20 protein-coding genes and 1 tRNA gene are annotated in these 25,017 nt (G+C 47.8%); 19 read left to right on the top strand and 2 right to left on the bottom strand.

Going from position 1 to position 25,017, the window contains the following annotated elements; translation table 11 throughout:
- Window positions 1–281: 281 nt before the first annotated feature.
- From AXFE_RS19820 to AXFE_RS02685, 15 genes are all read left to right on the top strand, one after another.
- On the top strand, window positions 282–440 hold the full coding sequence (locus AXFE_RS19820; protein ID WP_160291699.1) for a hypothetical protein: 159 nt from the start codon (window positions 282–284) through the stop codon (window positions 438–440).
- Between the two features lie 237 nt (window positions 441–677).
- Entirely contained in the window at window positions 678–1,121 is a 444-nt protein-coding gene (locus tag AXFE_RS02750) for an NADH-quinone oxidoreductase subunit A (RefSeq protein ID WP_052604357.1), read from the top strand.
- Window positions 1,122–1,221: 100 nt separating this feature from the next.
- Complete coding sequence (locus AXFE_RS02745) at window positions 1,222–1,800, top strand: NADH-quinone oxidoreductase subunit B (protein WP_082058433.1); 579 nt, start codon at window positions 1,222–1,224, stop codon at window positions 1,798–1,800.
- Complete coding sequence (locus tag AXFE_RS02740; protein WP_052604356.1) at window positions 1,801–2,262, top strand: NADH-quinone oxidoreductase subunit C; 462 nt, start codon at window positions 1,801–1,803, stop codon at window positions 2,260–2,262.
- A gap of 157 nt (window positions 2,263–2,419) precedes the next feature.
- Window positions 2,420–3,676, top strand: coding sequence for an NADH-quinone oxidoreductase subunit D (locus tag AXFE_RS02735; RefSeq protein ID WP_152625817.1), 1,257 nt, complete (start codon window positions 2,420–2,422; stop codon window positions 3,674–3,676).
- Entirely contained in the window at window positions 3,677–4,312 is a 636-nt protein-coding gene (locus AXFE_RS02730) for an NADH-quinone oxidoreductase subunit NuoE family protein (protein WP_082058431.1), read from the top strand.
- A complete protein-coding gene (gene nuoF / locus AXFE_RS02725; protein ID WP_052604355.1) occupies window positions 4,309–5,622 on the top strand; it encodes an NADH-quinone oxidoreductase subunit NuoF in 1,314 nt (437 codons plus the stop codon). Before AXFE_RS02730 ends, nuoF begins: the two co-directional genes overlap by 4 nt.
- On the top strand, window positions 5,615–8,179 hold the full coding sequence (nuoG, locus tag AXFE_RS02720) for an NADH-quinone oxidoreductase subunit NuoG (protein WP_052604354.1): 2,565 nt from the start codon (window positions 5,615–5,617) through the stop codon (window positions 8,177–8,179). Before nuoF ends, nuoG begins: the two co-directional genes overlap by 8 nt.
- Entirely contained in the window at window positions 8,179–9,402 is a 1,224-nt protein-coding gene (nuoH, locus tag AXFE_RS02715) for an NADH-quinone oxidoreductase subunit NuoH (RefSeq protein ID WP_082058430.1), read from the top strand. Before nuoG ends, nuoH begins: the two co-directional genes overlap by 1 nt.
- On the top strand, window positions 9,402–10,085 hold the full coding sequence (gene nuoI / locus AXFE_RS02710; protein ID WP_052604353.1) for an NADH-quinone oxidoreductase subunit NuoI: 684 nt from the start codon (window positions 9,402–9,404) through the stop codon (window positions 10,083–10,085). The genes nuoH and nuoI overlap by 1 nt, the downstream gene beginning before the upstream one ends.
- Window positions 10,085–10,765, top strand: a complete 681-nt coding sequence (locus AXFE_RS02705) for an NADH-quinone oxidoreductase subunit J (RefSeq protein WP_052604352.1) — start codon at window positions 10,085–10,087, stop codon at window positions 10,763–10,765. Before nuoI ends, AXFE_RS02705 begins: the two co-directional genes overlap by 1 nt.
- Window positions 10,762–11,067 carry an NADH-quinone oxidoreductase subunit NuoK gene (nuoK, locus tag AXFE_RS02700; protein ID WP_052604351.1) on the top strand — a complete coding sequence of 102 codons (306 nt, stop codon included), beginning with the start codon at window positions 10,762–10,764 and terminating at the stop codon, window positions 11,065–11,067. The genes AXFE_RS02705 and nuoK overlap by 4 nt, the downstream gene beginning before the upstream one ends.
- Before the next feature lies 1 nt (window position 11,068).
- Window positions 11,069–13,000 carry an NADH-quinone oxidoreductase subunit L gene (nuoL, locus tag AXFE_RS02695; RefSeq protein WP_052604350.1) on the top strand — a complete coding sequence of 644 codons (1,932 nt, stop codon included), beginning with the start codon at window positions 11,069–11,071 and terminating at the stop codon, window positions 12,998–13,000.
- Between the two features lie 56 nt (window positions 13,001–13,056).
- The gene (locus AXFE_RS02690) at window positions 13,057–14,592 is read left to right on the top strand and encodes a complex I subunit 4 family protein (RefSeq protein ID WP_082058428.1); all 1,536 of its coding nucleotides are present in this window, start codon (window positions 13,057–13,059) and stop codon (window positions 14,590–14,592) included.
- A 5-nt stretch (window positions 14,593–14,597) separates the two neighbouring features.
- Window positions 14,598–16,226 (top strand): NADH-quinone oxidoreductase subunit N, encoded by a 1,629-nt coding sequence (locus AXFE_RS02685; protein WP_052604348.1) that lies wholly within the window; start codon window positions 14,598–14,600, stop codon window positions 16,224–16,226.
- A gap of 523 nt (window positions 16,227–16,749) precedes the next feature.
- Here AXFE_RS02685 and AXFE_RS02680 read toward each other — a convergent pair.
- Window positions 16,750–19,797, bottom strand: coding sequence for a bifunctional lysylphosphatidylglycerol flippase/synthetase MprF (locus AXFE_RS02680; protein WP_052604347.1), 3,048 nt, complete (start codon window positions 19,795–19,797; stop codon window positions 16,750–16,752).
- 92 nt (window positions 19,798–19,889) lie between these two features.
- On the opposite strand from AXFE_RS02680, the gene AXFE_RS02675 reads away from it, so the two are divergent.
- Complete coding sequence (locus AXFE_RS02675) at window positions 19,890–20,387, top strand: phosphatase domain-containing protein (protein WP_052604346.1); 498 nt, start codon at window positions 19,890–19,892, stop codon at window positions 20,385–20,387.
- 317 nt (window positions 20,388–20,704) lie between these two features.
- Here AXFE_RS02675 and AXFE_RS02670 read toward each other — a convergent pair whose 3' ends face one another.
- Entirely contained in the window at window positions 20,705–21,193 is a 489-nt protein-coding gene (locus tag AXFE_RS02670) for a YajQ family cyclic di-GMP-binding protein (protein ID WP_200891172.1), read from the bottom strand.
- 27 nt (window positions 21,194–21,220) lie between these two features.
- On the opposite strand from AXFE_RS02670, the gene AXFE_RS02665 reads away from it, so the two are divergent.
- From AXFE_RS02665 to AXFE_RS02655, 3 genes are all read left to right on the top strand, one after another.
- A tRNA-Tyr gene (locus tag AXFE_RS02665) sits at window positions 21,221–21,302 on the top strand.
- A gap of 464 nt (window positions 21,303–21,766) precedes the next feature.
- A complete protein-coding gene (mptB, locus tag AXFE_RS02660; protein ID WP_052604344.1) occupies window positions 21,767–23,284 on the top strand; it encodes a polyprenol phosphomannose-dependent alpha 1,6 mannosyltransferase MptB in 1,518 nt (505 codons plus the stop codon).
- 39 nt (window positions 23,285–23,323) lie between these two features.
- Window positions 23,324–23,956, top strand: coding sequence for a DNA-3-methyladenine glycosylase family protein (locus AXFE_RS02655; protein ID WP_052604343.1), 633 nt, complete (start codon window positions 23,324–23,326; stop codon window positions 23,954–23,956).
- Window positions 23,957–25,017: the final 1,061 nt, after the last annotated feature.

Genomic DNA, 25,017 nt, shown 5'->3' with positions numbered 1-25,017 from the left:
AATCGACCCAGGAATCGACCNNGGAATCGACCCAGGAATCGACCCAGGAATCGACCCAGGAATCGACCCAGGAATCGACCCAGGAATCGACCCAGGAATCGACCCAGGAATCGACCCAGGAATCGACCCAGGAATCGACCCAGGAATCGACCCAGGAATCGACCCAGGAATCGAGCCAGGAATCGAGCCAGGAATCGGCGAGTTAACTTTTATGTGATTTTGGTCACATTTATTCGTCGGTCATGTTTCAGGTTGATTAATTTTGATCGAACAATGCGATTGTGAACAGGGCAGACGATGCTGTCTTTGGTCGTCAAAGAGGCGAAGACGGTACCTATGACTCTTTGGTCGAGGGCTTAAATTCAGAGACTGTTTTGTGTGACGTTCGAGCCAAGTTGCCTGATGGGATTCAGCTTACGAAGTTGAATAGTGTAAATTGATGTGTGATGCTGATGCATTGTTGTCATTATATAAAAGGCGAAAGTCCTTATGAACAAAGTATGTTGTGACCCGTTTGGGATTCTTACTAACCTAGGTGCTAGACATTAACGGGACGCGGAGTCGATTGATTTTTGCGTGTCAGATGTTGCCTTAGTTTTCCGTAAGAGTGAACGCTTTGTTCCAAGGTCGGACTAGTAGGCTAAATTCTGATTTTGTTAAGAGGTGATGTTTTAGCTATGGCACCTTATTTGCCAATAGTTATCATGCTGGGGTTGGGAATGCTTTTCGCTGCAGGGTCTTTCATAGGCTCTGGTTTGTTGGCTCCAAAGAAGCCAACAAATGCGAAATCTGCTCCTTATGAGTGTGGAATCGTACCACAGAGAGAACCCGTAGCACGTTTTCCAGTTCGGTTTTACCTCATAGCTATGATATTTATTATCTTTGATATAGAGATAATTTTCTTATACCCATTTGCGGTTGTCTTCCATCAGTTGGGCTCGTTTGGCCTCTCAGAGATGGTTGTCTTCGCGGTAGTGGTCTTTGTTTCTTTCGTCTATTTGATTTCAAATGGAGCGCTTGACTGGGGTCCAGTAAAGCGTTATGGAATTCAAGAACCTTATCCGCAGCGTACGACAACATCGACGATTCGTCGAGTTGCATCTGGCGAAGAAGCCGCTTGATAACTCAATAGCGCACACGGAGGCTTATAGTCTCCGTGTGCATTTTTTTGGCGATCTAAATCGCCACATACCCTTGGGTAATCCAATTTGGAGGTTTTTTGTGGGTTTAGAGGACTTGAGTCATAATTTCCTGACCGGGAATATTGAAAACTTAGTCAAATGGGCGCGTCGTAATAGCGTTTGGCCGGCCACTTTTGGTTTGGCTTGCTGCGCAATTGAGATGATGTCTGCTGGCGCTGGAGATTATGATCTTGCCCGTTTCGGGATGGAGGTCTTTCGGGCTTCCCCACGGCAGGCTGATTTGATGATCGTAGCCGGGCGTGTCTCTCAAAAGATGGCGCCGGTTCTGAGGCAGGTCTACGATCAGATGATGGAGCCTAAGTGGGTCATATCCATGGGTGTCTGTGCCTCAACTGGCGGAATGTTTAATAACTACGCCATCGTACAAGGGGTAGACCAAATCGTTCCAGTCGACGTCTATGCGCCTGGGTGTCCACCTGGCCCCGAGACGTTAATGCATGCAATATTGACCTTGCATGAGAAGATTCGAACTGGCGAGATTACTCGTCGTAAGGGTGAGGGAGCAGGGATAGTAGTTGAGGAGCGTCCGAGGATCTCTCCGATTGCACCTGCAAGTGCCTCCCCAAAGAGCGCTTCGGTAAAAGTGGTGAATAAGTAGATGATGGATGAAGTTGTTAAAGATTCTTCGGGCGTATATTTTCCAAGGCCCGATCAGTATCTAGCGCTCATAGAGGATTTGAAGGATCACACCTATGAATTCCTTTCGGATCTATGCGGTGTGGATTACCTTGGCGATTCCACCAGGGTGCTTCCAGATGGAGTGCTCGGTGAGCGTTTTGAGGTTGTAGTGGTGCTGACTTCTCTGGTAGAACGCAAGCGGGTTAGGGTACGCGTTCAAGTTCAAGAGGCAAACCCGATCGTAGGTTCGCTCTTTGACCTTTATGTGGGATGTGAGGCCATGGAGCGCGAGGTCTATGACCTTTTCGGAATAGTTTTCGAGGGTCATCCTGACCTTAGCCGAATCTTGCTTCCAGAAGAGTGGGAGGGCCATCCATTGCGCAAGGACTATTCGATTGGAAGAGTCCCTGTCCAGTTTAAAGCTTCTCAGGCAATCAGATAGGGGTGAATTGACGATGGTGAAGCAAGTATCAAGCGGATCTCCAAATAAGGCTTCGAATCCTTCTAAAGATTTACTCTCTAAGGAGGTTGAGATAGAAGCTCTAGCGGCTGAGACCTCTGAGGGTTCTCAGGAGATGTTCGAACGCTCTGACACAGATATGGTGGAGTTCCGACGAGAGTCCGGCTCGGTATTGCGAATTGCAGAGGGTGCTATCCTTGACTCGAGCGATATTGATGTAGAGGTTTCAGAAGACGAAACCATGATTATAAACATGGGCCCCCAACACCCCTCAACCCATGGTGTTTTGAGGTTGATGATGGAGCTCAAAGGCGAGATGGTTCTTCGAACTAAGCCAGTTATCGGTTACCTTCACACTGGAATGGAAAAGACTGCAGAAGGTCTTAGCTATATTCAGGGTTCGACCAACGTAACTCGAATGGATTATCTCGCTCCACTCCATAACGAACTGGTCTTTTCCTTGGCGACCGAGTCGTTACTTGGTATTGATATGCCACCTCGTGCAACCTGGATTCGGATGTTGATGTCGGAGCTAAACCGTCTTTCGTCACATCTTATGTGGATGGCGACGAATGGAATGGACCTTGGTTCGACTTCGATGATGATCTATGGCTTTAGAGAGCGAGAGATGGTGCTTTCTTTCTTTGAGAAAACTACCGGTCTTCGAATGAACCATAATTACATTCGTCCTGGTGGCGTCGCCGCGGACCTTCCCGATGGATGGTACGACGACGTTTTGGCAATTTGTCAAACGATTCCGGGTCGACTCGATGAATACGATGAGATGCTTACAGGTCAGCCGATCTTTCGCGAGCGAACTGAAGGGGTTGGAATCATAACCCAAGCCCAAGCGATCGCCCTTTCGGCTTCTGGTCCATTGCTTCGATCGACAGGCGTAGCGTGGGATCTTCGTAAGGACATTCCCTATTTGGCTTATGATGAAGTTGATTTTGACGTGATCGTGGGAAGCGTGGGGGACACCTTTGATCGTTTTGCAGTTCGCCTTGCCGAGTTGCGAGAGTCGGTGCGCATAATAGCCCAGATCATTGAAAAGATGCCCGAGGGTCCATATCGCACTTTGGATAAGAAAGTTACCCCTCCGCCGCGAAAGCGCATCGATGAATCGATGGAGGCACTTATTCACCACTTTAAGCTTTTCACAGAGGGCATTCATGTGCCACCTGGGGAGAGCTATGTTGCTGTGGAGTCACCACGCGGTGAGTTGGGTTGTTACATGGTCGCGGATGGTTCAGCTAAGCCGTTCCGTATGCATATTCGAGGGCCGTCCTTTGTGAATCTGCAGTCGCTTCCAACGATGATGGCTGGAAGTTTGATAGCGGACGCGGTTGCAATTATTTCCTCGATTGACCCAGTTATGGGAGAGGTGGATCGTTAAATGAGTGGTTTTTCGCAAATAATGCGAAGGCGTGCGGAGTCTCTCGTGGAACTTTACCCCGAGCGACGTTCGGCCTTGATTCCTCTTTGTCATCTAGCACAAGAAGAGGCTGGATACCTCAGTGAGGATATGATGCGAGATATTGCAGATCTCGTAGGCGTGACGCCCGCTGAAGTCTATGGAACGGCAAGTTTTTATGACATGCTCCACACTGAGCCAGTCGGCAAATATCTAGTCGGCGTATGCACCAATATTGCGTGTCTCTTGCAGGGCGGTGGCGAATTGCTCGAACACGCCGAGGAGAAGTTGGGCGTTTCGCCTGGTGGAACTACCCATGACGGAGTTTTTACCCTTGAAGAGGTTGAGTGTGTTGCCCATTGCGACAAAGCGCCTGCTGTCCAAGTCAACTATCGTTTTTTTGGGCCTCTGACGGATGAGACCTTTGATGAGTTGATCGATGACCTCAGCGTTGGAAAGTACGAGGGTGACGTTCCTAGCCATGGAACACTCATTCGAGTCCATCGCGAGGTTGGGATTGAGGTTCCAATGGAGGAGATTGTCGCTCAGCGCCGAGAGTCGGACGCCGCTATTGCCAGTCGTAAGGCAGCACTTGAAGCTGCGAAGGAGTCTAAGTGACAACTGTTAGTGAACACGTCCCCAAGATTGTGACTTCGCGCATCGGGTTGGATCAATCGTATTCGATTGATACCTATCTAGCAACTGGAGGTTATGTCGCCTTAAGAAAGGCGCTTACCACCATGACACCTGAGGCCGTGGCCAGCGAGGTTATGACTTCAAACTTATTAGGTCGAGGTGGAGCTGGTTTTGAAGTTGGACGCAAATGGTCCATGCTAAAGAACTCGCCCGTTCGATATTTGGTAGTCAACGGCGACGAATCTGAGCCTGCAACTTTCAAGGATCACATGCTTATTGAAGGCGATCCCCATCAAATAGTCGAAGGTACCATAATTACAGCCTATGCAGTAGGTGCTTCGCGAGCTTTTATCTTCATACGAGGTGAGTTCGCGTTAGGACTAGAAAGAGTTCAAGCTGCAATAAACGAAGCCTATCGCTATGGTGCTTTAGGGCAAAATATCTTCGGGAGCGGTTTTTCACTTGACTTGGTGCTACACCCCGGAGCCGGAGCTTATATTTGCGGAGAAGAGACTTCTCTGATCGAATCTTTAGAGGGTAAGCGCGGATATCCTCGAATCAAACCTCCATTTTTCCCCGCGGTAATTGGACTTTACGGTGCACCTACGATTGTAAACAACGTAGAGTCGATGTCCAATATTCCATGGATTGTAAATAACGGCGGTGCCGCTTTCGCCTCTCTGGGAGTAGGGCGTTCGACAGGTACTCGAATCTTTGCATTGGCCGGTCACGTCAATCGACCTGGTAATTACGAGGTCGAGATGGCGAAGATGACCTTTAGAGATTTGGTCGATTCGCCACAATACGGCGGTGGCATGAGGCTTGGCAGATCAGTCAAAGCCTTCATACCAGGTGGCGTTTCGGCACCATGGTTTGGACCTGAGGGTTTGGATATTCCCTTGAGCCAAGATGACGTTGCCAAAGCTGGATCGATGCTTGGTTCAGGGTCGATAGTCATGATGGACGACCACACCTGCATGGTCAGGGCTGCGTGGCGTATCACTAAATTTTTCAATCGAGAGTCATGTGGCCAATGTACGCCGTGTCGCGAAGGAAGCGGTTGGATTGAGAAGATGATGCGACGCATTGAAAACGGTGGAGGACGCGAGGCCGATCTAGATTTGCTTTTGGATGCCTGCGACAATATCGCGCCGGGTCTTTCGTGGCCTCCGGCCCAAACGACGATATGTGTTCTAGGACCATCGATTCCTTCGTCAGTAGTTGCTGCGATAAAGATGTTTCGCGACGAATTTTTAATTCACATCAAAGAGGGTGGTTGTCCGTATGAGTAATACCGAATCGAATCCGGATTCACTAAAGATTGTCGTTGACGGAGTAGAGATTGACGCTAAGCCAGGTGAACTTATAATTTCGGCTGCCGAGCGCAACGGTGTCTTCATACCTCGTTTTTGCTATCATCCGAGAATGTCTTCGGTTGGCGTCTGTCGAATGTGTCTGGTGGATGTAAAGGGGCCACGTGGTTTTAGTTTGGCACCTTCTTGCTATCTGACGGTGGCTCCCGGAATGGAAGTCATCACCAACTCCGATAAGGTAAAAAAGGCCCAGGATGGCGTTCTTGAGTTTCTTTTAGTAAACCATCCGCTTGACTGTCCAGTTTGCGACAAGGGAGGCGAGTGTCCACTTCAGGACCAGACTTTAGCCTATGGCCCGGGCGAATCCCGCTTTGTTGAAGAAAAGCGTCACTTCGAGAAGCCAATTGCCCTCTCTGAGATCGTCTATCTTGATCGGGAGCGATGCATCCAATGTGACCGATGCGTTCGATTTGCCAGTGAAATTGCCTTTGACCCCTTGATTGAGTTCATCGGAAGAGGTGATCATACCGAGGTAAATACCTTCCCTGACAGCCCCTTTGCTTCATACTTCTCAGGTAATACGGTTCAGATATGTCCCGTTGGCGCTTTGACAGCGAAGCCATATCGATTCAAAGCACGCCCTTGGGACTTAGAGCAGAGTGAAAGCACCTGTACTACTTGCTCTGTAGGTTGTCGAATTGCGATTCAGACCTCTCGTAGTGAAGTGACTCGCTATCTAGGAATCGATTCCGACGCAGTAAATCACTCTTGGTTGTGTGATCGGGGACGTTTTGGCTACGAAGCCACTAACTCTTCCGAACGGCTTTCAGAGCCATATGTTCGATATCGCTCAGATCTTGCAGCGGTTTCATGGCGGGATGCGATTGGTAAGGTCGGAAGTATCCTTCGAGGAGCGATCTCCCAGGATCCAGCAAATGTCGCCTTTATAGGTGGCTCGAGCCTTACCAATGAGGGAATCTATTCCTTTGTTCGACTTGCCAAGTCGGGACTTTCTGTGGAGAATTTCGATGCCAGAGTTATGCCAAGTCGCTCAGCGGACGTTCTATTTTCGCTTCCGCGAGTGTCATTGAACGAAGCCATGGCTTCGTCGATCGTAGTTGTCATAGGGGCCGATCCTCGCGAAGAGATGCCAGTCCTCTTTCTGAGAATGGGCGAGGCATCTAAGACCAAGACTGAGATCTATGAGCTTTCTAGGGTCGAGACATCGATTTCAACTTTTTCCAAGCATATTGGGGTCTCTCAGATCGACCTTTTGCGCCAACTGCGCGAAGGTAACTTCGGCACTAACACATCTTTAGAGTCTTTGTTTGATCGACTTGCAACTGTGGATAAAGTTACCTTTGTCATAGGGGACGAAACCATTGCGAATGCTTCGGTGATCACGGACGAACTCGCCCTGGCGTTGCACGAGAAGGTCCCAAATGCGGGTTTTCTCTTTATGATGTCGGATGCGAATATTTTTGGTGCCTATGACCTAGGAGCGATTCCTGGATATGGTCCAGGTAGGGTAGCCCTAGGCACAAATGGCGATAGCAATATTGGAATCGATACTTATTCGATATTGCGACGTGCTTGTGACCAAGATATGGTCCTTGTTATCTTGGCTGAGGATCTAATCACCAAGATGGCCGATACGGCTTTAGTCGAAGCTGCACTTTCGCGATCTACGGTGATAGTGATCGATAGCTATTTGACTGCTACGGGTAAATACGCAGAGGCTATCTTGCCACTGGTGGCTCCGGGAGAGACCGCTGGAACTCATACAAACTTTGAGGGACGTGTTTCGCGTTTAGGTAAGGCTGTGGTACCGATGGGCCAAGCTAAGACCGACGTGGTGATTGCAGCTGAGATTGCTCGCGAGATGATGATCGAAGCCACAAGCCATGACCATGAAGATATTTTCAATGAGATGGTGGCCACCTGCGCACTATATAGCGGCCTCTCCTATAGCGAACTTGGTTCTGAGCGGTCTCCGGACGGGGTGATTGTCCCGCTGCCGAGAACGAAGGTTGCGATTGGTCGCCGTCGTTCTTTGGATCCGATCGCCACTCCTGGTCTGGTGTCTAGTGGTCGCCAAGGTCCTCCAGCAAATATCGATGAAGCTGTCGATAATGGACCATCTGACTACGTGGGAAGATTTACTCAGGCGAGCTTTGCAAGGCAGTCAGATAAAGTTGACCTTGTTGACCATCAACAAGATGGCGAGTACCTCCTAGTGTTGACGCGTCCACTCTATTATCCGACCCCCGATCTTGTGGTGTCTCCTGTGATGAAGGCTTTGATACCATCCTCGCAAGTTCGAGTTCCTTCTATCCTGGCGGATAGTCTTGGACTCATTGACGGCCAGGAGGTTGAACTTAGCAACGGACAGATGGGCATCCTTAGGGTTCCTGCTCTGATTGATAAGACGCTTCCTGATGACATAGTGGTCGGTACGTTGGGGTCGGGAGTCAACTTGTTGTCCATCGTGGATTCGTCTAAAGAAGTAAATTATGTGAAGGTAGGGATAAACTGATGGGTCAAGACCCGCTTTTTCTCGGCCATATCTCACTAGGGGTTGTCCTGATCGTCGTTGTAAAGGTCCTCGTGGCTTTTGTAGCGCTTTTGGTCTCAGTTCTTTTGATGATTTGGTTCGAGCGTAAGATAATCTCGGATATGCAGAACCGAATTGGACCTAATCGAGCAGGCCCCTATGGTATTCTTCAGACACTTGCCGATGGAATCAAGCTCTTTTTCAAGGAAGATTTGATACCAGAAAAGAGTGATCGATTCGCCTTCAAATTGGCTCCATATTTGACGGTTATCCCGGCATTTTTGATCTTTACGATCGTACCAATTGGCGGCACAGTCCATATCTTTGGTCACGTAGCGCAGTTGCAAGTCGCGGATCCCCCGATTGGAATTCTCTTTTTGCTTGCGATGTCATCGGTCGCGGTCTACGGTACAATGCTGGCTGGTTGGTCTTCTGGCTCTAAATACCCGTTGCTTGGCTCTGTTAGAGCTTCAGCACAGATGGTCTCCTACGAGGCCGCGATGGGACTTTCGGTCGCAGCTGTTGTATTGATAACTGGTTCCTTGGGTACTCGGGACATAGTCAACTCTCAGATGGGATCGTTCTTTGGGATCTTCCCCAAGTGGAATATTATTCGCCTTGGTATCGTACCCTTTGTTATCTTTGTGATCGCGATCACCGCCGAGTTGAATCGTCCTCCATTTGACCTAACCGAAGCAGAACAAGAGTTGGTCGGTGGATTCCATACCGAGTATTCTTCGATTCGGTTTGCCCTCTTTTTCTTGGCTGAGTTCATGAATACGATTTCGATGTCAGCTGTCATCGTGACCTTGTTCCTCGGTGGTCCAGATGGCCCCAACCTCGGTGGGCCTGCATGGATTTGGCCGATTCTCTGGTTCTTGATCAAGACTGGTGCATTTCTTTTCTTTTACGTATGGGTAAGAGCGGCTCTACCGCGATTGAGATACGATCAGCTGATGGATTTGGGTTGGAAGATACTTATCCCAATCTCGCTGGCTTGGCTTCTGTTGGTTGGAGCTATGCAAGTATCTAAGGTCTATGGTTTTGTCCTTTTCGTAGTCTTTTTGATAGGTGGATCGGTGCTCTATCGAGCTGTATCGATCGGACGCGACAACGATTCAGACGTTGAGACGATTACTACATTTACACGGATTAAGTTCAACGATGAAACCTCCATCGAAGGCTCAAATGAGGGAGATAACTGATGGGCGTATTTGATGGCTTCAAGGGCTTCAAAGTCACGCTGAAGCAAATGGCTGAGCCTCGCATTACTGGCCAATATCCAAGGGATAAAAGGCCAAAGCCACCGCGGTTCCATGGACGTCACGTCCTGAATCGTTACGAAGATGGTATGGAAAAGTGTATCGGTTGTGAGCTTTGTGCCGGGGTTTGCCCGGTAGGTTGCATCTACGTAAGAGGCAAGGATAATCCTATCGATGATCCAGTCTCACCGGGTGAGCGATATGGATTTGTCTATGAGATTAATTATCTTCGATGTATTCACTGCGACCTTTGTGTAGAGGCCTGTCCGACCGAGGCAATCACCGAGTCGAAGCTCTTTGAGTTTTCCTTTACTTCGCGTCAAGACGCCATTTATACAAAGGATGAATTGGTCGTCGATGACGATGGCAAGCCGATGCAAATGCCCTGGGAGGACTGGCGAGAAGGCGATGACGAGATGACATCTGGTTGGATGCGCGCAACCTCTCCAAGTGGTGATCCGGGCTTCGAAGGTATTGTTCATTGGTCCAATGAACTGGGTTATGGGACGAGAACTCCCGAAGACGGTCAAAAGAGCGATAGAGACGAGAGCGCCGTTAATTCCTTTGCAATTAGGAAGATCAAAGGGGATCGCATCTCCAAAGCTAACGGTGGGAGGGTTAGATAGTGGAGACAAGCCTTATCTTAGCTGCAATCGCTAAGCCGGATTTGATTACATTTATTGCGGCTGCAGCAATTGTTTTGGCTGGCGCTTTTGGCGTTGTGGCATCAAAGAATCCAGTCCATTCGGCTTTGTCATTGGTGATGACGATGTTTGGAATCGCCATTTTGTTTATTGAAGAGAATGCGCAGTTTTTAGCGGCGGTACAGATAATTGTCTATGCCGGTGCAGTCGTTGTTTTGTTCTTGTTTGTCATCATGTTGCTTGGCGTCGATAGAAGAGAGATCTTTTCGCGTGAGAAGCTCCGAGGTCAACTCCCTATGGGTATCGTTGCAGGAGTAATCGCCTTGGGCGAAGTACTCCTTTTGGCTAAGACCACCTGGGCAACGGGGGCTAAAGCATCGACGGGTCCAGTCGGGAATTCCGTGGACAATGTAACAAGAATTGCACGGGCTGTCTTTTCGACCTATCTTCTCCCATTTGAAGCAACCGCAGTTCTGCTCGTCATCGCGGTTCTTGCCGCGGTGTATCTGGCTCGTCGTGTGGTTGTCGAACATAACGAAGAAGAAGAGATCGCAGTTGCGATTCCCGAGCCAGATGATAGCGACTTTGGGGTCTCGATTTCAACGGCCGACTATAGCGAGGATTTTGAGAATGAATCTGATGAAGAGGTGATCGATCTATGAGTATTCCAGGAAGTTGGTTCTTAACACTGGCTGCGGTGCTCTTTAGTGTTGGCGTCGTTGGCGTTTTGGTTAGACGTAATGTAATCGTGATGTTTATGTGCGTCGAGATGATGCTAAATGCAGTGAATTTGACCTTTGTTACCTTTGCACGAATGTTGGGCGATATAGGCGGTCAGGTACTTGTCTTTTTCGTTCTAGTTGTTGCGGCTGCAGAAGTAGTAGTTGGATTGGGAATCATCGTTTCAATCTTTAGGCGACGCGTAGGCGCTACCGCCGATGACTTACATCTTTTGAGGGGCTAGCGTGGAAGGTTTAATTTTTCTCATACCGGCTATGCCGTTAGCTGGTTTCTTTATCAACCTATTTTTTGGGAGATTTCTTCCAAAGCGGGTTGTAGGTTGGCTGGCAACAGCTCTGGTCGGTGTCTCATTTGTAATTGCACTGACTGAATACTTTCACCTGCTTTCTCTGACTTCAGCTGCTAGGGCGTTGGCACCTAACCTCTTTACATGGTTTGCAGTGGGTCATTTGAGCATTCACTTCGGGGCATATTTGGATCCGTTGTCGAGCGTGATGATATTGTTCGTCACCGGTGTAGCGACCTTGATACATGCTTATTCCATTGGCTATATGGATCATGATCCTCGATTTAGAACGTTCTTTGTCTATTTGAACCTCTTTGTCTTTTCAATGTTGGTCTTGGTTCTTGCCAATAACTTTGTTGTAGCCTTTCTTGGTTGGGAGGGCGTTGGCGCCTGTTCGTATTGGTTGATCTCATTTTGGTTCGACCGAGATAGCGCAGCTTCAGCTGGTAAGAAGGCCTTTATCATCAACCGAATTGGTGACTTTGGCTACATGCTTGGAATGTTCTTGCTCTTTGAGGTTGCAAAGTCGCTCAATTATACTTCGGTGTTTGGCAATATTGCCTCGAGCGCAGCACATGGTGGTCATCCCTTCATAAGCGGCCCCCAAGCTACTGCGATTGCCTTGCTGCTCTTTGTCGGTGCGGCTGGTAAATCCGCTCAGATCCCACTCTTTGTATGGCTAGTGGATGCCATGGAGGGTCCAACTCCAGTTTCAGCTTTGATTCATGCCGCCACAATGGTTACCGCAGGCGTCTATTTGATGGCTAGAGTCGCTCCGATCATTCACCTCTCATCGAACGCTGGCACCGTGATTGCGATAGTTGGCGCTGCGACTGCCTTTGTCGCTGCGACCGCTGCGACTGCCCAAAATGACATCAAGAAGGTTCTTGCTTATTCAACGGTTTCGCAGCTTGGGTATATGTTTCTTGGAATTGGTTCAGGAGCATATGTTGCCGCGATCTTTTTGATGATAACCCACGCATTCTACAAAGCACTTTTGTTCCTTGGCGCTGGCTCAGTGATTCACTCCTTGGGTGATGAACAAGATATCAAAAAGATGGGAGCGCTCTATAAATTGATGCCAATTACTGGCTTCACCTTTATCATTGCGTGGCTTTCCATTGCAGGTTTGCCGCCTTTTTCGGGATTTTTCTCCAAAGGCGATGTCCTCCTAGCTGCCTATTCAAAGTCTCCAATACTTTGGGCCGTTGGAGCCATAACAGCAATACTTACGGCTTACTACATGGGACGAGAAGTTTATCTGGTCTTCTTTGGCTCACCAAGATATCGCGAAGCGCTCACTAACCATGATGGCCACGGTGCTCATTCAGAGCCCCATGAGTCTCCAAAGGTTATGACCGTGCCGCTGATTATCCTGGCAATTGCCTCGATCTTGGCTGGTGTCATGAACCTTGGTATTAGCTCGAGCACAGACTTTTTAACGAACTGGCTTATGCCAGTCTTTGGTAAGGCTCAGGCAAACTTGACCTTTGGTGGTGGTACTAAAGTGATTTTGGAAGTCGGTGACATCGTCTTTGCGCTTCTAGGTATCTTCATAGCAACTAGAGCTTGGTCTAAGACCGCAAGCAACCCATCTCTCGAGGTTGGTTTCTTGAAAAAGGGATGGCAGATCGACCATCTCTTCGACTCAGTCTTCGCTAGAGGATCTAGCGGACTCGCGATCGAATTGAATGAGATAGTTGATAATGAAGTCATCGATGGTGCTGTAAATGGCTCGGGACGTCTAATTGGCGCTCTTGGTGGATCGCTGCGGGGAATTCAAAGTGGTTACGTTCGAAGTTATGCCTTGATCATCAGCTTTGGTGTGGTTTTGATTCTCGGCTTTGTAATTACGAGAGCAGGTCTTTAGGAGATGTTATATGTCGAACCAATGCAAGATGAGATTAATAGTGGCGGTGAAGTTCGTTGAGTAACGTATTGGAAGTCCTTGTTATTTTGCCAGCCGTAGGTGCTCTTTTGATTGCGCTCCTTCCCAAAGAGGTCCGAGGAAGACTGGTAGTTCCAATAACAGGAGCTATATCTATTGCCGAGGCAATATTGGCGATCGTTCTCGCCGTCAACTTCAAGGCTGGAGTGGCATCTTATCAATATGTTTCGAGCTACAGTTGGATCTCTTCTTTTGGGATCTCTTGGAAGCTCGGGGTAGATGGGATCTCGATCTTTTTAGTCCTTCTGACGGCCTTGATCTTTCCGATTGCATATATCGGTGCCAAGGAGCGAGCCAACGCGCAGAGCTTCGCAGCCTGGATGCTTCTCCTAGAGGCAGCCTGTATGGGTAGTTTTATGAGCTTGGACCTGTTCGCATTTTTTGTTACCTTTGAATTGACCTTAATACCGACCTATTTCCTGATCGGGTCGTGGGGCTATGAAAAGAGTGGCGCTGCGGCTATCAAGTTCTTTATCTATACCTTCCTAGGCTCTGCACTTTTGCTAGTTGGAATGCTTGCACTCGTCTTTATCCATTCGGCTCAAACTGGCGTTACGACCTTTGACATTGCCGCTTTGGCTAAGACATCACTTTCTAGCGGAACTGAGAAGTGGCTCTTTTTGGCCTTTACCGCGGCATTTGCCGTGAAAGCTCCGATCTTCCCCTTTCACACTTGGTCGCCTGACGCCTATCGGCAAGCGCCTACGTCGGGCGTAATTGTCCTTGCTGCCATTATGGCCAAGCTTGGTACCTATGGTATCTTGCGTTTTGACTTCACGCTCTTTCCGCATGCGGTTGTCTCATTTGGTCCATTGCTGCTTACTTTGGCGGTAATAGGGATCATCTACGGAGGAATCGTGGCCGCTGGCGAGCGTGATATAAAGCGAATGCTCGCCTATTCTTCTTTGAGTCACATGGGCTTTATAATCTTAGGATTCTTTGCCCTGTCGCGCGAGGGCGTAGCTGGCGGCGTGCTTCAGATGATAAATCATGGCATCTATACTGCTGCACTATTTTTATTGGTGGGCTTTCTCTTTGCGGCAACTGGAGCTATCGACATGGATCGCCTTGGTGGGCTTCAATCCAAGGCACCGGTCATGGCAGGTATTTTCACCTTGTTTGTAATGGCATCGATAGGACTGCCTGGACTTAGCGGCTTTGTAGGTGAGTTTTTGATTCTCATTGGTAGCTTTAGCACCCATCGCTGGTGGGCTGTTGTGGCTGCTTTTGGTGTCGTTATCTCAGCCGTCTATATGCTTTGGTCATACCAACGGATATTTCATGGGAAGCCATCGGAGCCGGACTTGATTCCAGAGAGTCGTCCGATTGAGATCAAGAAGGGTCAGATCTTGGTCCTTGCACCACTGATCGTGATAGTAGTTGCTTTGGGTCTTTATCCACGACCGATCCTTGATCGAATAACTCCCAGTGTGAATGCCCTTATAAGCCATGTAAATGCCGCGAACGTCTCTCCGAATGCTATAGGCGTTATCGTGCAAAAAGGAAAGGGATAGTCCTTATGAATTCAATCCTTGGATTAATATCTACTGGCCCCAAGATTGTCTTTCCGTCGATTTCCTATAAGGCAATTGGCCCCGAGATAATTCTGATCGTGGGAGCCCTGGTGATCATGCTGATCTCATCGCTTGCGCCATCGCTAAAACGGACCAAGGCGATTGGCGCGATGGCATTTGCCGTAACCGCCATTGCTTTGATCGATTCGATTGTTCTTTGGTCGAACTTTGTCTCCCATGGGGCATCGAGAGCGATAGCATCCTCGATCGTACTCGATGGATTTGCTATATTTTTGATGATTACGATCTCTTCTGCGGCGCTTCTGTCGGTATTGGCCGGCGAAGCTTACCTATCGAGGAGCCGGATCGGTCGAGTTGAGTATCACTGCCTTTTGCTTCTATCAAGCGCTGGCGCCATCCTTTTAGCAAGCGCTGGCGACCTGATCGTTGTCTTTTTGGGCCTTGAGATCTTGTCGATTGCCCTCTATGTCATGGCAGCTTTCGAAAAGCGCAACCAACTATCTGGTGAAGCAGGACTAAAGTACTTCATACTTGGCGGTTTTTCCTCTGCAATCTTCTTGTATGGAATTGCCCTTACATACGGTGCCACCGGCACTACCAACATTCAAAAGATCGCCTCTTTCTTGGCCACTAATACCGTAACTTCTAACGGTGTTTTATTGGCTGGAATTGCGCTTTTGATCGTCGGTTTGGGCTTCAAGGTTGCTGCAGTTCCTTTTCACCTTTGGACACCAGACGTCTATCAAGGAGCTCCAGCGGCTGCGAGTGGTTATATGGCAGCAGTGGCCAAGGCCGCAGGTTTTGCAGGTCTGCTGAGGATTCTGATAACGGCGTTTCCTACTCAGCGCCTTGATTGGCAGCCTATTATTTGGGGACTTGCGGCTCTTACGCTCGTTGTGGGTGCAATACTGGCGATAGTTCAAAGCGATATCAAGCGCATGCTTGCATACTCCTCGATTAATCATGCTGGTTTTGTACTACTTGGAGTTGCAGCTGGCACTGCCGGTGGGGTTTCAGGCTCGCTGTACTACTTGATCGCTTACACCTTCATGGTCATTGGCACCTTTGCTATTGTAAATGTCTTTGAAGATAGCGATACGGGTGTGGTTCCGATCGAACGCCTTAGGGGTCTCGCTAGAACTAATCCGGCGCTAGCGCTCTTTATGGCAGTATTACTCGTAGCTCAAGCAGGTGCGCCGCTCACAACTGGTTTATTGGCTAAGTTCTCAGTTATTGCTGCGACTGTAAAGGCTCATTCTTATATCCTCGCCGTGATTGCGATGCTATCAGCTGTAATCGCCACCTTCTTCTATCTGCGAGTGGTAGCCGTCATGTACTCTAAGGTTCCACAAGACAAGGTCTCTGAATCACCTATTGACGATGAGGAAGTGTTGGTATTTGCGAGTGGCGGTGATGGTGATCTGGGTTCGTTCGATCGACCCGAAGGCGATTTGGCGGTACTAGCTCCCGCAAAGGTGGCGGTAGCTCGCTCGCTACGAATTTCAACTGAAGCTAAGATCGTGGTCGGAATAAGCATTCTATTTACTGTTGGATTTGGTATCTTTCCGAATCCTCTTGTTCATATGGCAGATTTAGCCAAGCTTCTGTTTTAGAGAATCAATTCTTCGAGAACCAGTTTTTAGGGCGGGTTCGCAATGAGTAGATGTTAATCAAAAGGGCTCGATTAAGGTGTTTATCACCCTGATCGAGCCCTTTGTTTTTAGCGATTGTGGCGCGTTCGGGCTTTTCTCGCAATGTTGGTCGCAATTAGCATTAAAAGGGGACCAACTCCTGCTTTGCCTTGGATGGTTGGTTTCGGTCTAAAAAAGGCGGTCTTTCAGTTTTTTGTGGGGGAATGAAGTTCGGATACTTTATTCTTGCGAGCCAGGATGCCAGGATTGAAAGAATTGCAAGGAGCTAGTTTTGTTTTTGAATTTCGGAGAGATTCTTGAATGTATTTTCGCGGTATAGGTTTTAATAGTGGGTTTTAGTACTTCCTTGCCATTGATTTGGGCAAGGAAAGAGGGGGTAAACCGGCACCTAAGGACTAAACACAGCTCCCCATTGGCCTTTTAGATTGGCCTTTTAGAACTAGTTCTAGCATCGTTTGGCTCTTTCAAGTAGCAATACCGATTGCTATTGCTTTGGAACTAGAAACTTTCCTATAACTGGAAGTTCCCAAAGCGATTCTGCTCGAGCAATTGCGATAGCAATTTGAGGGAGGCTGTCTGGGGATTCAAAGACCAGATAGCGAGGAAGCCAGATTGGATGGAATTTGGAGTTGAAGCGCCAGAGGCTCTCAATCTGCATTGTATCTGATAATCTTTTGAGAAACCATCTTTCGATCCTCGAACTGACACCGTCTTCAGTCTCTCCAGCTATGACGGCACGCATTGTCGCGAAGTTTAAGCTGAGCGCCTCCATTGCATTTGCCCTTAGATATTCAATTGTGGCGACCACCATAAGGTCGGTTAGTCCATTTGGATGGTCAGCTAGATCCCGACGCATAAGGTCAAGTGAATATCCATTTATTCCTGGTGCGGGTACCCATTGGCAGAAGCCCACCACCTCGTTGTTTGGGCCATAAGCTATGCTCAATAAGAGGCCAATATCTCTTGGATCTAGAAAGCGACCAAGTGTCATAGAGAAGCCTCGTTCGACCCCACCTTTGCGACTTTGTGCGAGGACTCTGGTGAGTTCATCGCGCAACGGGCCGCTAACAGTTGCCGGGTCTACGAATTCGACACGGTAGTTGTAGTTGCGCATTCTGTTGACGGCTTGCCGGAGCGATTTATTCTTATTTCCATCTAGGTGGAAGTCGGAGACATTTACCACTGCTTCATCTCCGATATAGATGGAGTGAAGGCCGCTAGAGGCATAGGTTGTCTGCCATGGTTCGCCAGAACCTAGTACGCATATCGTCCAACCATTTGAATTTGCATGATTTCGAAATGCATTCCAGGCTTGAGTGGCCGTTGCAGCTGGTCCTATAGGGTCAGGTGAGACCACGGCTACTGTGCCAATCACGGCATAGGCGATCAAGGTGTTATAGGCGATAAAGTGCGATTTGTCGTCGCGAAGAGCAAAGTAGTCAAGTGTGGTTTTGGAGTAGCGGTTGACTATCTCAGTTGGCGTAAGTGCAGGTCGACCTGGCAGAGTCAATCTTGCCACCTTTGCCTCAACTACTGGTCGAGATGCTCGAAGGAGAAGAAGAGCTAGAAGCGTTAAGGCGGAGTAGCTGAGCGCTGGGGCTAGAAAAAGGTTGATTGAATGAGGAATTGGGATCGATTGTGACCCTACCATCCGTTCAAGAACCGCTAGGAGTCCATTGAGTATTCCTATAGAGGTGCTACGGCTAAAGAGCAGAAGATCAAGGCGTAATGCTAAAGAGCCAGCGATAAAGATCAAAAGCCATCCAATTGGTATCCTGATGATGCCCTTTAGCATGGGAATCCTATTTGTTGGCGCAGTGAATGCTTTGCGAGAGGCGACGAGCGATCCAACCAATATCGCGGTCAGAATCGACTCCTCAATGTCGCCACCCTTGATCAGGTTGGTTATGACGCTGGCGCTAGCTATAGCCACTGTCAGCAGGTAGGCGACTCGTTGACCCCTTCTTAGACCACTGGCGAGAGCCATTAGCCCCACGGATTCGATCGCAGCAATCGCATTGGCGGCCACGGGTACCGCTAGTGGGATGAACTCTGTTATAAGACTTAGCCGCGAGCGAAGTGGTGGCACCAGAGTTGAAATTAAGTCAATTAATCCAACTAGCAGAACGCCAAGGGCCACTAGTCGCCGTGGCCTTGAGAATTTGGTAGAGGTTGCGTCGCTAGGAATGTAGCCTTCGCCACCGGGATATGACGCCAGGATACGCAGGCCACTCGTCGGATCGTGTTTTCCTAGACGAACAAGTCGCTCGCTCCTTGACTCTAGGGGCAGTTCTTCAGTCTGAGAATAGAGACGAACTCTCACTTTGGCACCTGGCTGAATTTCTACCCAGGTGCACTGCGCGATCGGCTGAAAGACTGATGGTAGTCCAAATCGTGCTGGGGACTCTCTGTAGCATTTTGATATTCCACCAGTGGCGCAAAAGAATCCTGAGGTCATGTCGGTCATCTCGGGGTTCAGGCTGTTGCCGATGATGGTTCCGATATGGCTGTCGTCTAACGCCTCCATGGCTGCGATTCGTGCGGCAAGGTTTGGTAGTGCTTCTCCGCTATTTGTGGCGATAAGTGGATTTTCAATCATCCCGGCGTATGTTCGACGCGCTAGCCACGTTGCAATGGTCAGGACTAGGACTGCATCCAATAGTGTGGCTGCGCCAGCAATTTGGATAAAGGGTGCTAACGCGCGAATTCGATGTTTGAAGTGACCTATCGTTGGCAGCGCCAGAATTACCGGCAACTTAATGAAAAAGGCGCCCAGAATCGGTGCGATGAGCCATGGAAGATATCGCATTGCCTTTCGATAGAAGATTCGGGATGCGAAGAATCGAGATATTGCGCCCTGGTTGTCGACGAGGTCTATGCCTTCTAGCCATTTTGCCCGTTTGGTCAGATGGGGAATTATCTCCCCAATGAGATGCGTAGACCATGGGGTATCAACTTTTGAATATGGATCGACTTGATTCGATCTGGCTTCGAATTCTCGCCCTGAGAATATATCGATTGTTTTTGGTCCATTGGTGGTCTCGACAATAAGGCTGACCTTGATTCCTAAGCTGGCTTGGCCTATCGTTTCTAAGTCTTTTTGTTGAGAGAGATCCCAAGCTAGAGATCGATCTCTAGAACCAGGAAGAATGTAGATTTCAAAGCCGTGAGAGGTAGTGAGGTCCCGAAGTTGACCAAAGAACTCCTTTTCCTGATCGATTAGGTCACAAACTTTGACTTGTAGGGTTTGATTGGAAAGATCAAAGAGATTCCCAGCAAAGATTATTACCCCTGGTCCATCGAGTGTTGCCAGGTATTCCTTGAATTTGGTTAGTTCGCCGCGAGTGCCGGGCTCAAAGCGACCGATCAAAAGATCTGAAGCTACGATCACCCGGCTTCCGATACCGACATGAACTTCAATTTCTTTCTTGCAAGCGCTATGAAGGCTTTCATCCACAAAATCATCGATGCTTTCTTTAATGTGCATCGTTTGATTTTCGGCTTCATATGGTTTTGCAGATAGTGAATCCAAGTTAGTTATCCTTACCCCTTTCATATCTCAATAGGATAATCGCTATCAGGGATTGATTATCTGACTGAAGTGATCCAAGGAGATATCCAAATATGCAAATTGACCTTTCAGGCCGACCCAAGAATTGGATAATCAACGAGAAGGTCAGTATCAATGAAACCGCGATCATCTTTGATATTGACGGAGTTCTAGCGGATGCTTCTCTCCGGCAACACTTTTTAGATCGCCCGAGACGCGACTGGGATGGATTTTTCAATGCGGCTGGTGATGACCCCCTGATCAAAGAGATGGGCACCTTGATGACGCTTATCGATCCCCAATTTAGTTTTATTTTGATGACCGGTCGACCGTCGTCGATCGCCGACTTGACCGTTGCATGGTTAGCTACGAACAACCTTCGGTGGGATCTGTTGATTACCCGTAATTGGGGGGACTATAGCCGAGCGAGAGAATTCAAGGCGTTAGAGACCAATCAGTTGTTGGGGATGAACTTTGAGATCGTTTTGGCATTCGAAGATGATAAGCGAAACGTCGAGATGTTTCGAGAAAATGGGGTGCCATGTATCTACATTGAGTCGGGCTACTACTGATCCATTGCATCGAAAGACCAAAAGCTAAAGCACGGTTTGCCCTGCTTGAATCGTATGAATCAGCTTTGATCTAGCCGATAGTTGCCCCTTGGGGCAACTATCGGCGATAAAGTTTATAATTCTTATCAATTGGTCTCTTTGAGAACTTACATTAAGGACCAGCCTGATTATCGACCTAACTTGTTCAATGGCCGATAATCAGCTACCACAATGAGGCTCCACAACGCCTAAAGAGTCTCCCAATTCGCTTGCGCACCCATTGGGCGTTGGCTTTCTAGAAATGTAGCGGTTTGCTTGTATCTTTAGCTACGAAGGAGTCAATCTCGAAAATTATTGAATTGTAGGGGTATCTGAAAATCACCCTCGCGCAGTTTGGAGATCACCTCTTGGAGATCATCTCGTTTTTTGCCTGAGATCCGCAAGGAATCGCCTTGGATTGAACCCGAGACGCCTTTGAGGTTTAAGTCTTTTATGAATTTGTTAATTGCTTTTGCTTTTTCAGAGGAAATTCCGGCAACGAGCTTGATCGTTTGACGAGCCGATCCCCGACTACCTTCTACAATTTGACCCTTCTCGAGGCTCTTTAGCGAGACGCCCCTTTTTACTAGTTTTTCTTCCAGTACGATTTCAAGAGCCTTTAGGCGGTCCTGAGACGATGATGAAAGGTGGAGCTCGGAGTCGGTATATTCGATCTCCGAATTTGTATCTTTAAAGTCGAAACGTGTCGATGCTTCGCGATTTGCTTGATCAACCGCATTTCGAACTTCTTGTAGGTTTACTTCTGAAACGACATCAAATGTTGGCACACTAATATAGGATATTCACAAAAGAGTGGGTCGGTGCCCGAGCGGTCAAAGGGAGCAGACTGTAAATCTGCCGGTTACGCCTACGTAGGTTCGAACCCTACCCGGCCCACAAAGCTATGTTCGACTTTATTTGTATCCGAAAAATTAGATAAAGTTATTGGCGACATAGCACTCAAGAGTCTCCCTTCTTACCACCCTTTTTACCGTAAAGTTTCCCTTTGGGTATATTGAGAAGTTTTGACCTTATTGCGTTTCTTGGATTTAGATTCTGCTAGCGACATTTAACCTGGTACTAATGATCTTCTCGCATGGCAATTGCTTATCTGCTGATTTCGTTTGCTTAGGCTGGGAAGTGGTCGATTTCTGTTATTTATGAAATTGTGCTGAAGTGACGATTAGTATTCGACCTCCATTCGGGATTGTGTGAGTGAAATATCAGGTACGATTAATTGTTATAGATAGTTGATTAGTAACCCGATCTGGAAAGTGCAAGTCCGCTTCGACCCGAAATTTCCCAATCGATGTAGTTGGCAGTCTTAGTAATCTTAAAGAACGACGGTCCCAAGAAGGCAAATGCAATTAGCTCAATCGAAATTGATGAATGGAATCAACAATCTAACTACCGTGCGTAGGCATGATCTAAAATTTGTACGCAACGTTGGAATTGTTTCGACCGTGGCTATAGTCATTGGCTCGCTTTCTCCATCGGTTCCCTTCACCTCTAAAATTCCCGGTTCATGGTTTTTTGGAATCGCCAACGGTCCGCTTTCGTTAGGGATACTTCCTTCGTGGCTCGCACAAGCGATTTTTTATTTCGGCTTTATCTCAGGTCTTTTAGCCTGGCTATGGCTAGTTCAACTTGTCATGGCAAAGGAAGTTACCACTAAGCAGTTGATAGTGATAGGAGCAATCTGGTTTGTACCCCTTGCGATAGCCGGTCCCCTATATTCGAGAGATATTTACAGCTATGCTGCAATTGGCGAAATGGTCTCGAGGCATATTTCACCCTATCAGTATGGCCCCAATATTTTGGGAGCGACGCCATATTTGAATACAGTTGACCCATTTTGGGGTAATGCTCCAGCTCCTTATGGCCCGCTCTTTTTATGGTTTTCCGGTGTTGCGGCGGTCGTAACCCAGCATAATCCATTTGCCACCATGCTATTTTTGAGAGTCGCCACGGTCATTGCTGTCTTAGCCATCATCTTCAGTTCGATGAGAATCGCAGAGATTTTGGGTAAAGACAAAAGGATCGCTTTGGTTTTGATTGGATTAAATCCGATCGTAATCTTTCACCTTGCATCTTCTGGCCATAACGATGCGTTCATGATAGCTTTCATGACCCTTGGCCTTTTGATGTTTTACAAGGGTCATTCTATTTTAGCGACGGTCTTGATTTCTGCAGGTGCGGCGGTCAAGGTTCCTGCCGTTATAGCATTGGCATTTATCGCCTGGAATTCAACGGCTGGTAACAAGATCAAGGATAAGATCATCCCTTCAATCAAGTATGGGTCGATAGCACTTGCAACTGTAGGGGCTATTTCATATTCGACAGGTCTTGGATGGGGTTGGATTCATAATCTAGGGACGCCGGGCACTGTTAGATCGCCAGCGGTACCTACTACAGCCCTGGCGGCTTGGTCAGATAGGTTAACCTCTTTGTTGGGGATTCCGCTTCATTTTGCCGGATTCCTAACGCTCTATAGGGCTTTGGGACTTCTTGGGGCGGCTTTGATCACGCTGTACTTTGCCTTTCACCTCGAGCGTTTTAGCTTTGAAAGAGCGATTGGGTACTCGTTATTGGCGCTTGTCTTGTTGGGACCAGTTATCCAACCATGGTATATTGCATGGGGCCTGATTTTCGTGGCCATTTCGCCCAGCGAGCGAGTTGTGAACGGTGTAGTAGTGGTGACGTTTATGGGCATGATGCTAGGTCTCCCTGACGGCCCGATGCTTGTCTCTTGGACTGTTTACATCATTGGAACTCTAGCGCTTGTGGGATATCTAGGCGTGCGTTATCAGTTGTCTTTCATCCCGTCGCAATTAAAGGCGCTGAATCTCACCCGCGAGAGACTATTTGTCAATCGATAGTCGCAGTAGGGCTCTTGAAGTACTGATGTTGGATTCGAAGTGATCGATCCAGACGTTGAGTTTTTCCTTAGATCTCATCCAGAATTTGAGGTTCTATATAACCACTTTGGGGTTCCCGGCTTTCTAACTCCTAACTTGTCTTTTGTTACAAGTTCAAATGATATTTTTTCATCTTTGGTTCGAACTGTTGTGCATCAGCAATTGTCGGGTGCTGTCGCGAGCGTCTTTGACAAAAGAATACAAGAGGCTGCTTCGGGTGATGTTTCACCAGAGAAGGTATTGGCTCTTTCGTTCGAGGGACTACGCGCGTTGGGACTATCAAATTCCAAGTCTCGCTCAATTTTAGAGCTCGCTCAGAAGGTGTCCATAGGTGAGTTGGATCTGATAGAACTAGTTACTTTAGATGAGGCTGCTATCTCTAGTTCATTGTGCGGGCTATATGGTTTTGGACCTTGGTCTGCGCAGATGTTTTTGCTATTTGATTTAGGCAAGAGAAATGTTTGGGCTCCAGCCGATTTAGGAGTTCGAAAGGGCTTTCGTATTCTCTATAGCCTTGATGATCTTCCTTCAATACCAGAGATGACTAAACATGGTGAGAGGTATTCTCCCCTTGCTTCACTTGCAACTTGGTACCTATGGCGAGTGCTTGAATTGCCTAAGTCGATCTCTTGATCTGATCTATTGACTTGGCTGCCCGACCGCTCGATTTGAGGATGATGGGGATTCTTCGATCCTGATATGATTCTCCTAAGGGGAGATCAAATTTGCTATCTTCACATTCCAGTGTATCTATTTGTTTTTGAAGAATTGCTGCCATCGAGGTTCTCAGGGTTCGTAATTTAGCGCCGTGAATAGTTTGGTTATATAAAAATAAAAGCCGCTAAGAGCGCCGATTTGGTGTGAGCTGGCCACTCGGGAAAAGCTTTCAGTGATTATAGGTTTTATTGAGATTAAGTGCAATATAAAACTGACGAGTGTGGTGGTTTTATATTTAGCTTAGTGCTGGTTTTGATTAAACTAAATTATCGGATTAGGTTTGTCCTCATTGGCATTTTGGCGACTCTTGTGAGAATAAGAGATTTAGTCATGATATTGTACCGATTCCTCGCCAAGGTCGGTTTAATTGGTGATTGATCTTTTTGTAACCTATCAAGGACGAGAAGTCCTAGATTTCGCAACCTTTTCTGGATTAATGAGGTGATGAGTGGGGTATTTGCCGTCAACCTGAGACTATTTGCATAGTTTTTGTGACGCTTGGCATGACGCTTTGCTCTTTTATTTGAATGACGACACCTTTTAGTCGCTGGCGTTTCAATGCTTGTTCTGGGGTACTGGTATGGTCGCCAGCATGCTATATCGTTTTAAATAATTGGTCCATACTGGCCATTCGATAGAGGCCAATGGATAGAGGCCATTCGACTCCAAAGGGTAGGAGTTTCATTGAGATGGCGCCTTTTGACTCGGGTGACCCTCCTTTGGTCGATTTTGAAGGCTTAGAAATTACGAGCTGTCTGCAATAGGTCTTTATACTTTTGCCCAATTTAGTCTTTTGGCTATTCCGATGGGTTTCATTGTTCTAGATTGCTGTAGCTTTTTCGTACCCATTATGGCCGATCAGCTTCGTCGTCTTATGAATTGGTTCTATGACTTCTTGAATTGACTTACCGTGGATTGATTTAAGGATAAGCGATCTGCGATGTGATTTTTTTAGAGGAAGTAATTTTACATAAAGC

It is taken from the genome of Acidithrix ferrooxidans (assembly GCF_000949295.1).
GTDB classification, from domain to species: Bacteria; Actinomycetota; Acidimicrobiia; order Acidimicrobiales; family Acidimicrobiaceae; genus Acidithrix; species Acidithrix ferrooxidans.
This window is presented reverse-complemented; position numbering and strand designations above follow the sequence as displayed.

Excerpts from the sequence above, each read along its gene's own strand:
- nuoH (WP_082058430.1), top strand. The coding sequence starts at position 8,179 with ATGGGTCAAGACCCGCTTTTTCTCGGCCATATCTCACTAGGGGTTGTC.
- AXFE_RS02740 (WP_052604356.1), top strand. The coding sequence starts at position 1,801 with ATGATGGATGAAGTTGTTAAAGATTCTTCGGGCGTATATTTTCCAAGG.
- AXFE_RS02735 (WP_152625817.1), top strand. The coding sequence starts at position 2,420 with ATGGTGGAGTTCCGACGAGAGTCCGGCTCGGTATTGCGAATTGCAGAG.
- AXFE_RS02685 (WP_052604348.1), top strand. The coding sequence starts at position 14,598 with ATGAATTCAATCCTTGGATTAATATCTACTGGCCCCAAGATTGTCTTT.
- AXFE_RS02750 (WP_052604357.1), top strand. The coding sequence starts at position 678 with ATGGCACCTTATTTGCCAATAGTTATCATGCTGGGGTTGGGAATGCTT.
- AXFE_RS02730 (WP_082058431.1), top strand. The coding sequence starts at position 3,677 with ATGAGTGGTTTTTCGCAAATAATGCGAAGGCGTGCGGAGTCTCTCGTG.
- AXFE_RS02675 (WP_052604346.1), top strand. The coding sequence starts at position 19,890 with ATGCAAATTGACCTTTCAGGCCGACCCAAGAATTGGATAATCAACGAG.
- nuoG (WP_052604354.1), top strand. The coding sequence starts at position 5,615 with ATGAGTAATACCGAATCGAATCCGGATTCACTAAAGATTGTCGTTGAC.
- nuoI (WP_052604353.1), top strand. The coding sequence starts at position 9,402 with ATGGGCGTATTTGATGGCTTCAAGGGCTTCAAAGTCACGCTGAAGCAA.
- nuoK (WP_052604351.1), top strand. The coding sequence starts at position 10,762 with ATGAGTATTCCAGGAAGTTGGTTCTTAACACTGGCTGCGGTGCTCTTT.
- mptB (WP_052604344.1), top strand. The coding sequence starts at position 21,767 with ATGCAATTAGCTCAATCGAAATTGATGAATGGAATCAACAATCTAACT.